The following is a 12,356-nucleotide window of genomic DNA, read 5'->3' on the forward strand; positions in this document are numbered from 1 at the left end:
ATAAGTCTATGATTGTTCAAATGATTAGACATGGAAGGGAGGACTTAGTCAGTTGGAATATGCAACGAATATTTTCACGATGATTCAGTTTTTCTTTGCAGTGGTCATTGGACTGTATTTCTGGAATCTCCTAAAATCTCAGCAAGGGAATAAGGTGGCTGTTGATCGAGAATCAAAAAAAGAGATTGATAAATTACAAAAAATGCGTTCGATTTCCCTGACGGAACCTTTATCTGAAAGAACACGACCCAGTAATTTTAACGAGATCATTGGACAGGAGGAAGCTCTTAAAGCCCTAAGAGCCGCTTTATGCGGCCCCAATCCTCAGCATGTGCTTGTTTATGGTCCGCCTGGGGTGGGAAAAACTGCCGCAGCCCGGCTGATATTGCAGGAAGCCAAAAAAAATCCCCTATCGCCTTTTGGTGATACTGCGAACTTTACGGAGTTAGATGCTACAACAGCTCGATTTGATGAACGAGGTATTGCAGATCCTTTAATTGGTACGGTTCACGATCCTATTTATCAAGGTGCAGGGCCGCTTGGAATAGCGGGTATTCCTCAACCTAAGCCAGGTGCTGTAACCAAGGCCCATGGGGGAGTTCTTTTCATCGACGAAATTGGTGAACTTCATCCCATCCAAATGAATAAACTACTAAAGGTATTAGAAGACCGGAAAGTATTTCTAGACAGTTCCTATTATAATAGCGAAGATACGAATATTCCTGTTCATATTCATGATATTTTTCAAAATGGATTACCTGCTGATTTTCGTTTAGTTGGTGCTACAACACGCTTGCCGCAAGATATTCCACCAGCCATTCGGTCACGTTGTGTCGAAATTTATTTTCGCCCGCTTTTTCCGGATGAAATTGGCCGAATTGCTTTAGGAGCAGTAGATAAAATTCATTTTTCTATCGATAAAGAGGCTGTTGAGGTTTTGAAGCGTTATGCCACGAATGGACGGGAAGCTGTTAATATTATTCAAATTGCAGCCGGTATTGCTATGAATGAGCAGCGTCAGCAGATCTTACAGCAAGATATTCAATGGATTATTAATTTTGGTCAGTATAGTCCAAGGCCGGAAAAGAAAATTGCGAGTATTCCGCAGGTTGGCATTGTCAATGGTCTTGCCGTTTATGGTCCAGGTATGGGGATGGTGATGGAGATTGAAGCATCCGCCAAGACGAATGAGGCAGGTCAGGGAAAAATCATCATTACAGGCATTGTTGATGAGGAACAGATGGGATCATCAGGGAAAACACTAAAGCGTAAAAGTATGGCTAAGAGTTCGGTAGATAATGTGGCTACAGTTCTTACGAATCGGTTTCAAATTGATTTTAATTCCTGTGATATTCACGTGAATTTTCCTACGGCGGGTCCTATTGATGGGCCTTCAGCTGGGGTGAGCATTGCCACTGCAATTTATTCGGCGGTAAAAAACATTCCCGTTGATAACAAGGTGGCATTGACTGGTGAGTTATCCATTCGGGGCTTTGTCAAACCTGTGGGTGGTGTGGCTTCTAAGATTTTGGCAGCAAAACAAGCCGGAGCCCAAAAGGTAATCATTCCAAAAGAAAATTATCAGGAAGTATTTTTAGAGGCGGGTATTGAAGTGATTCCTGTCGAGACACTTGATGAGGTGCTGAGTGTGGCGCTTATGCAAGAAAGTGAGACAGTTAAATTAGAAGTTGTTTCGCCTCCTGCAAACAAGCCCCGATCCAAGCTTGCCATGCCATTATAGGGTTTCATAAGAGTAGCCGGGAAACTTACCCGGCTACTCTTGTAATTGAAGAAAGGAATTTGACGAAAAGGTAAGAATATGTATAGGTAAGGTCGGTACAGGATGAAAAATGACTACACTATAGCTGTTGTAAGAAAAGAAGTATTAAAGGAGGCGCAAATATGTCAACTACGAAGAAAATGATACCATTATTGCCGCTTAGGGGCATATTGGTTTACCCATATATGATTATTCATTTAGACGTGGGACGGGAAAAATCGATTAATGCTTTGGAAGAGTCAATGGTACATGATAGGTTGATTATGTTGGCAACGCAAAAAGAGGCCCAAAATGATCAACCGGCAGCGGAGGATATTTTTGAAATTGGTACCATTGCTGAAATAAAACAGTTACTAAAATTGCCAGGTGGGACGATCCGTGTTCTTGTGGAGGGCTTATATAGAGCAAAAATTGTCAGCTATATGAGTTTTGATCCTTATTACTCCGTCGAAATTGAAGAGTTTTCTGCTGAAGAAGTAAAGACACCGGAAATTGAGGCGTTAACGCGCACCGTTATTCATCAGTTTGAGCAATGGGTTAAGTTAAGCAAAAAAATTCCGCCTGAAACGCTTGTATCCGTTGTTACTGTAGAAGATGCAGGGAGATTAACGGATCTGATTGCTACCCATTTGTCATTAAAAATCGAAGATAAGCAAGCGTTACTAGATGCTGTACTTATTAAAGAACGCCTTGAAAAGCTTTGTGAAATATTGGCCAGAGAAATGGAAATTCTCGAACTAGAGAAGAAGATTAATGTGAGAGTTCGTAAACAGATGGAGAAAACTCAAAAAGAGTATTATCTGCGTGAACAACTCAAAGCCATTCAGAAAGAACTGGGCGACAAGGATGATCGTACACTGGAATTGGAAGAGTACCGCGAGCGTATGAAAGAACAAGAGCTGCCCAAGGAAGTAGAAGAAAAAGTTCTGAAAGAAATGGATCGTCTGGAAAAAATGCCGCCTATGGTCGCCGAAAATGGCGTAATTCGGACTTATATTGATTGGATATTGTCATTGCCTTGGTCTAAAAGCTCGACAGACAGACTGGATGTTTCCATTGCTGAAAATATTCTCAATGAAGATCATTATGGCCTTGATAAAGTAAAAGAACGAATTTTGGAATATCTTGCCATTCGTAAACTCACGGATCACATGAAAGGACCGATTTTGTGTCTTGTGGGACCGCCGGGTGTGGGAAAAACCTCACTGGCGCGTTCAATTGCCCGTTCTATGGAACGAAAGTTTGTGCGTACTTCTCTGGGTGGTGTAAGGGATGAAGCAGAAATTCGTGGTCATCGCCGAACTTATGTGGGAGCTCTGCCTGGTCGTATCATTCAAGGTATGAAGACAGTTGATTCCAAAAATCCTGTGTTTTTACTTGATGAAGTGGATAAGATGAGTGCTGATTTCCGCGGTGATCCCTCGTCCGCGTTACTGGAAGTACTCGATCCAGAGCAGAATAATACTTTTAGCGATCATTATATCGAATTACCCTTTGATTTGTCGCGTGTACTTTGGATTGTTACAGCCAATGTCATTCACAATATTCCGCGGCCTTTACTGGATCGTATGGAGATTATCCAAATTCCCGGCTATACAGAGGAAGAAAAAGTTCAGATTGCCAAGAAGTATCTGATTGCTAAACAAACGAAAGAACATGGTTTGACAGCAAAGCAATTTAGCTTATCTGACGGGGCTTTGCAGAACATTATCCGTAATTATACACGTGAGGCAGGTGTGCGTGGCTTAGAACGCAGCATTGCTAGCTTGTGTCGTAAAGTGGCTCGCCTTATTGTACAGGAGAAAAAAAGCAGCGTTAAAGTAACACCTCAAAATCTTCACACTTATTTAGGACCCCTGCGTATTCGTCATTCTATGGCGGAAAAAGAACCCCAAGTAGGTGTGGCTACAGGACTTGCCTGGACAGAAGTCGGTGGCGATGTGTTGCCTGTGGAAGTGTCCACTATGAAAGGCAAGGGGAAATTGACGCTAACAGGTCAGTTAGGCGATGTCATGCAGGAAAGTGCGCAGGCTGGATTTAGTTATATCAGAAACCGTGCGCAGCAGCTTGGTATTGATGAAGAATTCCATGAGAAACTGGATATTCATGTTCATTTGCCTGAAGGGGCCATTCCTAAAGATGGTCCTTCAGCAGGTATTACCATGGCAACGGCCATTGTTTCAGCTCTTAATGGCTTACCCATTCGCAGTGATTTGGCTATGACAGGTGAAATTACTTTGCGCGGCAGGGTACTTCCTGTAGGCGGTCTCAAGGAAAAAATATTGGCAGCTCATCGTGCCGGAATTAAGACAATTTTGTTGCCTGCTGATAATAAATCTGACATTGAAGAGTTACCGGCCAATGTGAAGCGCAGCCTGGAATTTATTCCTGTTGAGCATATGGATGAAGTGCTAAAAGTGGCTTTATTGCCGGAAAAAGTGCAAAAATCAAAGGAGTCAACAAGTGAAATTAGAGAGTAACACGCTGCATCAGCAGCCAGAAGCAGCGAAAGTTGCCACTCCGGAATTAGAAATATTATCAGCAAAATATGTGGCTTCAGCTGTTCGTGAAGATCAGTATCCGGAAGAAAAGTTTATTGAGTGTGCTTTTGTCGGACGTTCCAATGTGGGGAAGTCATCGCTGATTAATTCCTTGTGTCGACACCGTGGCTTGGCTCGTACGAGTAGTACACCGGGTAAGACGCAGACACTTAATTTTTATCAATTACAAATTCGGCGGGTCTTAGAAAGAAAACAACTTTATTTTGTTGATCTGCCTGGCTATGGTTATGCTAAACGGTCTCAAAAACAGCGTACAAGCTGGGGGAAATTTATTGAAAATTATCTGACTGAGTCACGTCAGTTAAAAATGGTTTTTCAACTCATTGATATCCGTCACCCTGCCATGGACAGTGATGTGCAAATTTATAATTGGCTTATGAATGAGGGAATTCCTGTGCAAGTCATTGCTACAAAAGCCGATAAATTAACTAGAACATCGATTATGAAGCAACTTCAACTGATTGAACGGCAATTAAAATTGAATAGGGGACAGATTATTATGTATTCTTCCCTAAAAGTCATTGGGCGAAAGGAAGTTCTTAATGTGATGGGGGAGATCGCCGGATTTGGCAGTCTCTCTGATCGGGACTCTTGCTTGTGAGAGAGGCTGGATATGATGTTAACACCTTTAGATAAGTCCATTTTAAATATTATTCAAACGAGATTTCCTGTTGCCAAGCGTCCTTTTGCTGTTATAGCCCAGATCATAGGTTCAGAGGAGAAAACGGTGTTGACGCGCATTAAATGGATGAAAGAAAAGGGACTTATTCGTCGTATAGGTCCTTTTTTTGACTCGAAAAAGCTTGGCTATTGTGGCACACTTGTTGCTGTTGATGTTGATCCGATTTACATACAACAAGTGGCGGAGGCCATTAATTCTTATCCCGGTGTTACGCACAATTATGAGCGGGAGGGTCCGTTTAATTTATGGTTCACATTGCTTTCGCCGAATCAGGAGGCTCAGGACCGGATTTTGCATGAAATCCAAATTTTAACGGGAATTCAGCGGATGGTGAATTTACCTGCAACAAATAAAATAAAAGTTAATGTAGAGTTTACTTTAAAGTAGGTGAAGTAGGTGGATGAACTAGATCGAAAACTGGTTATTGCCATGCAAGGGGACCTTCCGCTTGTTCTTGAACCTTATGCCGAGATTGCACAGGAATTGGGTATAACGGAAGATAAACTATTTGAACGGCTGAAAGTGCTAACTAATGAGGGGCAAATTCGTAAAATGGGGGCCGTGCTAACGCATCGGCAACTTGGTTATGCAGCGAATGCCTTATGTGCATGGATTGTGCCGGATAGAAAGGTAGAGACGGTAGGGCAGTTAATGGCAGCACACGAAGCTGTGACTCACTGCTATTGCCGTGAAAAGAAAAGCAATTGGCCTTATAATTTCTATACCATGATTCATGGTAAAAGCCGGGCTATTTGTGAAGGCATTGCTCAGCAATTATCTTTAGCTACGGGTGTTGAACAATATATTTTGCTCTTCAGCACGAAGGAATGGAAAAAAACCAGTATGCGTTATTTTCAAGCAACTTAACTCGGGATGGTTTTTTCATGTATCCAGAGTATGATGATGCCTATACCTGAGTATGTAGAAAATTTGTGGAAAAAGGGTGCTGAAATACTTTAATTCAGAATAAAAAAGACAAATAAAGTAGAATATAGAGATATTGCTTGATGATTATAGATCTTTCTTGTAGGTGAATAAATTGAAAGTAACTGAGCTTTTTTCCAGTATTTCCGATGATTTAACTGCTGTTGAAACCGAACTTGTTTCAATTATTCAATCGCCTATGACACTCTTTCATGACATAGGAACCCATTTGGTGCAAGCAGGCGGAAAGAGACTTCGACCTGCTTTGTTTTTGTTATGTGCCAAGCAATCAGGTGTGACAAGTGCAGAAACGTTGCATTTGGCTACAGCCATCGAACTGATACATATGGCAACGCTTGTCCATGATGATGTTATTGACGTGGCGGAAGTGCGTCGAGGACTGCCAACTGCGAACATATTGTTTGGCAATCATGCTTCTGTGTTGACTGGAGACTATTTCTTTTCCAAGGCATTTTCTTTAGTTGCTCAGTTCTCAGTTCCTGACAGTTTAAAAATTCTTACGGATGCCATTCAAGTGATGTGCGAAGGGGAAATTGTTCAGGCCCAAGACTTGTATGTTCTTGATCAGAGTGTGTCTGATTATTATCATAAAATCAATTGTAAAACAGCTGATTTTATTGCGACGAGTTGTCAGTTAGGGGGACAGTGCGCTCAGTATGATAAAGTTTCTATTGATGCATTGCGTCACTACGGTTATAGCATTGGTATGGCTTTCCAGATTACAGATGACATTTTAGATGTCATAGCAAAGACTCAAGATGTAGGCAAGCCGACTGGTCATGATATTGGGCAGGGTCTTTTGACGCTACCTGTGTTATATGCCTTACAGCATGGGAAACATTGCGAGGAACTTCGTCAGCTTATTGAATCGAGGCGGATTATGGGAACGGCTTTGGAACAGGCTTTAGTCTGGATTCGTGAAGGAAGTGCTGTGGATTATTGTTATGAGCAAGTGGATGCGTATTTAAAACAAGCCCGGGAAGTCCTGCCTGTGTGTTTGTCTGAAAATGTTTATGAGTCACTTATTACTGTGACTGATTTTATTGGCCGAAGAATTTCTTGAACCCAATGATGATTCAACTAGCGGAATGATAAGGGTGCCTTTTTGATTTAAATGTATGATATTGTCTTTTAGCTGGTAAACAGTTATAATATAATATATAGGGTTGTGTATGGACGTAGACGGTTAGTTTGTCCATGCTTTTGCGCAAATCAATAGGTAATTCCTTTCAATTTTGGCTTATAGCCAGGAAGGTTGAGAGGAATTTTTCATATATGAAAGGGTGAAAAAGTGGCTAGAATACTTGATGGAAAACAGATTGCATCAGAGCTGAAAGAAAATATTGCTTTAGAAATAGCCAAGCTTAAGGAACAGTCAATTGTACCAGGGCTGGCTGTAGTGCTTGTTGGCGAAGATCCGGCGTCGAAGGTTTATGTGGGGCATAAAGAAAAAGCTTGCCAAGCTCTTGGTATTCATTCTGAAGTCATTCGTCTGGCTGAAACGATTACAACACAAGAACTTCTTGTTCAAATTAAACAATTGAATCAGCGTAGCGACATCCATGGCATTTTAGTCCAACTGCCTCTGCCGCAGCAATTAGATGAGCAGCGCATTATTGAATCTGTATCACCTGACAAAGATGTGGATGGATTTCATCCCATCAATGTGGGACTTTTGTCATTAGGACGGAAAACTTTTGTTCCTTGTACGCCACGTGGCATTATGGAAATGCTTAAATTCAGTGCCATTGATGTAGCAGGAAAGCATGCCGTGATTATTGGTAGGAGCAATATTGTTGGTAAACCACTTGCAGCATTGTTACTCGCCCAAAATGCGACAGTCACGGTTTGTCATTCGCATACAGTTAACTTAGCTCAAGTAACAAAAGAAGCCGATATTCTGATTGCTGCAGTCGGAAAAGGGAGATTTGTTACGGAAAATATGGTGAAACAAGGGGCTATTATTATTGATGTAGGCATTAATCGTGAGGGGAAAAAGCTTGTCGGTGATGTTGATTTTGATGAGGTAGAACAAGTGGCAAGCGCCATTACACCTGTCCCCGGTGGCGTAGGTCCTTTAACGATTATGATGCTTATGGCGAATACGATTGAAGCTGCTAAGCGAAGGGCTTTATGCAATAAGGCAAAATAAGCTGTCACTACATATATTCATAATTCGGTAAAAGTTTAGGGGGGGCATAAAATGAAAAGTGATGTGGAAATTGCTCAAGCTGCAGTCAAACAGCCAATTACGACGGTTGCTGCGGAATTGGGGATTACAGAAGATGAATTGGAATTATACGGTAAATACAAGGCCAAAATTTCGCTTCAAACCTGGGAAAATTTAAGCAAGAAGTCCGATGGAAAATTGGTGCTCGTTACAGCGATTAATCCGACTCCGGCTGGTGAAGGTAAAACGACAACAACAGTTGGTTTGGGCGATGCATTACGGCGCTTAGGCAAGAAAGTTGTCATTGCCCTCCGCGAGCCTTCTTTAGGGCCTTGTTTTGGTCTCAAGGGTGGAGCGGCTGGCGGCGGATATGCCCAAGTTGTTCCCATGGAAGATATTAATTTGCATTTTACCGGAGATATTCATGCCATTACTACGGCACATAATCTTCTTGCCGCGATTATTGACAATCATATTCATCAAGGGAATGAGCTTAATATTGATCCAAGACGGATTACTTGGCGACGGGTGATGGATCTTAATGAACGGGCGTTGCGTCAGATTATTACAGGTCTTGGCGGCAAAGCCAACGGTGTACCGCGTGAGGCTGGATTTGATATTACGGTAGCATCGGAAATGATGGCTATTTTGTGTTTAGCTAAGGATTTGGATGATATGAAACAGCGAATCAATCGGATTATTGTGGGTTACACCTATGATAATCAGCCTGTTACGGTTGCCGAACTCAAAGTGGCCGGAGCCTTGACTTTGTTATTTAAAGATGCAATCAAACCGAATTTGGTGCAAACGCTGGAAAATACGCCGGCTCTTGTCCATGGGGGGCCTTTTGCTAATATCGCTCATGGCTGTAATAGTATTATGGCGACGAAAATGGGATTAAAGCTTGGCGACATTGTTGTCACAGAGGCTGGTTTCGGTGCTGATTTGGGGGCCGAAAAATTTCTTGATATTAAATGCCGTTTTGCTGGCTTTAAACCCGATGCCGTAGTCATTGTTGCCACCGTTCGTGCTTTAAAAATGCATGGCGGTATAGCTAAAAGTGCCTTAACGACTGAAAATTTGACGGCTTTGAAACAGGGGATGGACAACCTTATTAAACATATTGAAAATATTGCGAAATTTCATCTGCCTGTTGTTGTGGCTGTGAATGCTTTCCCGACTGATACAAAAGCCGAGCTTGATTTGTTAGCTAATGAGTGCCAAAAATTAGGTGCCGACGTGTCTGTTTCAAATGTATGGGCTGATGGCGGTGCAGGCGGCATTGATTTAGCGCACAAGGTGCTTGAAGCTTGCAATAAACCAAATGATTTTCAATTTATTTATGATGTGACGCAATCTATTAAAGCGAAGATAACGACGATTGCGCAGGAAATATATGGTGCCAGGGATGTGCAATTTACACCTCAAGTAGAGAAGACTATTGCCGAGCTGATGAAGTTAGGTTTTGATCAAACACCCATTTGTATGGCGAAAACGCAGTATTCCTTAAGTGATGACAAAGATAAATTGGGTCGTCCAACTGATTTTACCATTACCGTGCGTGAAGTGCGTGTGGCAGCAGGGGCTGGTTTTTTGGTTGCTTTGACAGGCAATATTATGACCATGCCCGGACTTCCGAAACATCCAGCAGCTGAGGGAATGGATATTTTAAATGATGGTACTATTGTAGGTTTATTTTAGTGTTACCTGTTTTTATAAATCGCATTTCGAGGAGTGGTTGAATGTTTAAAATCGTTGCAAAAAAAGTTTTATCACCCACAGTCAAGCAGTTTGCCATGGCTGCACCGCAAATTGCAAAAAAATGTCAGCCGGGGCAATTTGTGATTATCCGAATTGATGACGAAGGGGAACGTGTACCTCTCACAATTGCTGATTTCGACCGGGATAAAGGGACAATTACCTTGCTTTTTCAGGAAGTTGGGGCGTCAACCCAGCAGCTAGGGCAGCTTGAAGAAGGCGAAAGTATTCTCGATATTGCTGGTCCGTTAGGTAATCCGACGCACATAAAAAAAATGGGAACTGTTGTATGTATTGGCGGGGGTATTGGTACAGCTCCTGTATATCCCATTGCCCGTGCCATGAAAGCAGCGGGCAATCGTGTGATTTCTATTATTGGTGCACGTACGGCGGAACTATTAATTTTTGAAGATGAAATGAAAAATGCCAGTGATGAACTCTATATTACAACGGATGATGGTTCCAAAGGAATCAAAGGGTTTGTAACAGATGTACTGAAGCGCTTAATTGATGACGAAGAAAAATTGGCCGAAGTCATGGCAATTGGTCCTGTCGTGATGATGCGCGGCGTTGCTGAAGTGACACGTCCTTATAAAATTCCGACGGTTGTTAGCCTAAATCCAATTATGGTCGATGGCACAGGTATGTGTGGCGGTTGTCGGGTGGCTGTAGGAAATGAAAGCAAATTTGCTTGTGTTGATGGACCGGAATTTGATGCCCATCAAGTGGACTTTGACACCTTAATTGCTCGTCAAAAAATGTATATTCCACTTGAGAAAAAGAGTTGTGAAAATGGAAGGGGGGGCTGCAAATGTCACCAGTCATGAAAAAACATGCCATGCCTGAACAAGATCCCAAGGTTCGAGCTAAAAATTTTAATGAAGTAACATTAGGATATGGTGAAGACACTGCCCTTGCTGAAGCACAGCGTTGTTTGCATTGCAAAACAGCCCCTTGTCGCCAAGGCTGTCCTGTTGAGGTAAATATTCCCGAATTTATTCAGCACATTAAAGATGGACAAATGGATGAGGCCATAAAAAGCTTAAAAAGCTATAATAGTCTCCCTGCCGTGTGCGGGCGTGTTTGTCCGCAGGAAGAACAGTGTGAAAAGCATTGTGTGCTGGCAAAGAAAGGCGAGTCTGTTGGGATCGGCCGCTTAGAACGGTATGCAGCTGATTATGCAAGAGAACATGGCGAGACAGTAACGGCACCACAAAGGAAAGCAAATGCACAAAAGGTGGCCGTCATTGGCGCTGGCCCGGCAGGTCTTACGGCAGCAGGCGATTTGGCTAAACTAGGCTATGCTGTGACGATATTTGAAGCTTTGCATGCGCCAGGTGGAGTTCTCATGTATGGCATCCCAGAATTTCGGTTGCCCAAAGCCATTGTGCAGCAGGAAATTAGCAATCTAAAAAAATTGGGTGTAGTTATTGAAGTGAATGCCATTATTGGCCGGACCTATACGATTGATGAGTTACTTGATGAGGAAGGTTTTGAGGCTGTCTTTATTGGGACAGGCGCTGGTTTACCGCACTTTTTACAAATTCCGGGTGAAAATCTAAATGGTGTATATTCGGCCAATGAGTTTTTAACGCGTTGTAATTTAATGAAGGCCTATCAATTTCCGAAAGCAGCGACACCCATTAAAGTGGGCCATAAGGTTGCTGTTGTTGGCGGTGGCAATGTGGCGATGGATGCTGCTCGAACGGCACTTCGTCTGGGAGCGGAAGAATCTTATATTGTCTATCGGCGATCCGAAACAGAAATGCCGGCTCGTTTAGAAGAAGTACATCATGCTAAAGAGGAAGGCGTGCAGTTTAGACTGCTAACGAATCCGCTTGAGGTTGTTGGAAAGGACAGCTGGGTTACGGGGCTTAGGTGCATGAAGATGGAGCTTGGCGAGCCTGATGCGAGTGGTAGGCGTCGTCCTGTAGAAATAGCCGGATCGGAGTTTACTCTTGATGTAGATGTAGTGATTATGGCGATTGGTCAAGGGCCGAATCCGTTGATACAATCGACAACAAAGGGATTAGATACGAATAAACGCGGTAATATTATCGCTGATGAAGAGACAGGCCAGACTTCACGACTGGGTATTTTTGCTGGTGGTGATATTGTGACAGGCGCAGCAACTGTTATATTGGCCATGGGAGCAGGAAAGAAAGCTGCTGTGGCCATAGACAAGTATCTACAGGAAAAACGTCAGTAAGACAGAGTGCCTGAGCTTGACAAGGCATGACAAAGTGAGTAATATGTTAATGAAACTAATAACTAGATAAAGTAACTGCAGTGATTGGAAGAGTAAGTTCATTTAAGTGCACAGAAAAGAGATTCTTAAGGCTGAAAGATCTCTCAACTTTGATGGTACTGAAAGTCATCCAGGAGTTGTCGTGTTGAAAAAAGTAGGTGCGACCGGTTTTGTTCCGTTATAACAAGCGAAGTGTTCAGCGAAGACCGCTG

General features: G+C 42.6%; 10 protein-coding genes and 1 other annotated feature (1 of these 11 cut by a window edge). All 10 genes read left to right on the plus strand.

The features are described 5' to 3' along the window. The first annotated feature begins 52 nt into the window (after nt 1-52). On the plus strand, nt 53-1,741 hold the full coding sequence (gene lonB, locus Ga0466249_RS04110) for an ATP-dependent protease LonB (protein ID WP_215828161.1): 1,689 nt from the start codon (nt 53-55) through the stop codon (nt 1,739-1,741). 161 nt (nt 1,742-1,902) lie between these two features. Then, complete coding sequence (lon, locus tag Ga0466249_RS04115) at nt 1,903-4,260, plus strand: endopeptidase La (RefSeq protein ID WP_215828162.1); 2,358 nt, start codon at nt 1,903-1,905, stop codon at nt 4,258-4,260. Beyond that, nucleotides 4,244-4,942: a ribosome biogenesis GTP-binding protein YihA/YsxC gene (yihA, locus tag Ga0466249_RS04120; protein ID WP_312889703.1), complete on the plus strand. Its 699-nt coding sequence runs from the start codon at nt 4,244-4,246 to the stop codon at nt 4,940-4,942. The genes lon and yihA overlap by 17 nt, the downstream gene beginning before the upstream one ends. Before the next feature lie 15 nt (nt 4,943-4,957). Continuing rightward, complete coding sequence (ahbA, locus tag Ga0466249_RS04125; protein WP_215828306.1) at nt 4,958-5,410, plus strand: siroheme decarboxylase subunit alpha; 453 nt, start codon at nt 4,958-4,960, stop codon at nt 5,408-5,410. Between the two features lie 9 nt (nt 5,411-5,419). Further along, nucleotides 5,420-5,890 carry a siroheme decarboxylase subunit beta gene (gene ahbB, locus Ga0466249_RS04130; RefSeq protein WP_312889704.1) on the plus strand — a complete coding sequence of 157 codons (471 nt, stop codon included), beginning with the start codon at nt 5,420-5,422 and terminating at the stop codon, nt 5,888-5,890. A gap of 172 nt (nt 5,891-6,062) precedes the next feature. Then, a complete protein-coding gene (locus Ga0466249_RS04135; RefSeq protein WP_246588435.1) occupies nt 6,063-7,031 on the plus strand; it encodes a polyprenyl synthetase family protein in 969 nt (322 codons plus the stop codon). A 228-nt stretch (nt 7,032-7,259) separates the two neighbouring features. Continuing rightward, nucleotides 7,260-8,120 carry a bifunctional methylenetetrahydrofolate dehydrogenase/methenyltetrahydrofolate cyclohydrolase FolD gene (gene folD, locus Ga0466249_RS04140; protein WP_215828163.1) on the plus strand — a complete coding sequence of 287 codons (861 nt, stop codon included), beginning with the start codon at nt 7,260-7,262 and terminating at the stop codon, nt 8,118-8,120. Between the two features lie 51 nt (nt 8,121-8,171). After that, a complete protein-coding gene (locus tag Ga0466249_RS04145; protein ID WP_215828164.1) occupies nt 8,172-9,839 on the plus strand; it encodes a formate--tetrahydrofolate ligase in 1,668 nt (555 codons plus the stop codon). 41 nt (nt 9,840-9,880) lie between these two features. Then, on the plus strand, nt 9,881-10,723 hold the full coding sequence (locus Ga0466249_RS04150; RefSeq protein WP_215828165.1) for a sulfide/dihydroorotate dehydrogenase-like FAD/NAD-binding protein: 843 nt from the start codon (nt 9,881-9,883) through the stop codon (nt 10,721-10,723). After that, the gene (gene gltA / locus Ga0466249_RS04155) at nt 10,708-12,105 is read left to right on the plus strand and encodes an NADPH-dependent glutamate synthase (protein ID WP_215828166.1); all 1,398 of its coding nucleotides are present in this window, start codon (nt 10,708-10,710) and stop codon (nt 12,103-12,105) included. The genes Ga0466249_RS04150 and gltA overlap by 16 nt, the downstream gene beginning before the upstream one ends. A 71-nt stretch (nt 12,106-12,176) precedes the next feature. Further along, nucleotides 12,177-12,356, plus strand: a binding site (T-box leader) (it continues 44 nt past the right edge of the window).

It is taken from the genome of Pelorhabdus rhamnosifermentans (assembly GCF_018835585.1).
GTDB lineage: Bacteria > Bacillota > Negativicutes > UMGS1260 > UMGS1260 > Pelorhabdus > Pelorhabdus rhamnosifermentans.

Bases quoted from the DNA above. Each gene is read 5' to 3' on its own strand.
- lon (WP_215828162.1), top strand. From the start codon at position 1,903: ATGTCAACTACGAAGAAAATGATACCATTATTGCCGCTTAGGGGCATA.
- ahbA (WP_215828306.1), top strand. From the start codon at position 4,958: ATGTTAACACCTTTAGATAAGTCCATTTTAAATATTATTCAAACGAGA.
- Ga0466249_RS04145 (WP_215828164.1), top strand. From the start codon at position 8,172: ATGAAAAGTGATGTGGAAATTGCTCAAGCTGCAGTCAAACAGCCAATT.
- Ga0466249_RS04150 (WP_215828165.1), top strand. From the start codon at position 9,881: ATGTTTAAAATCGTTGCAAAAAAAGTTTTATCACCCACAGTCAAGCAG.
- gltA (WP_215828166.1), top strand. From the start codon at position 10,708: ATGTCACCAGTCATGAAAAAACATGCCATGCCTGAACAAGATCCCAAG.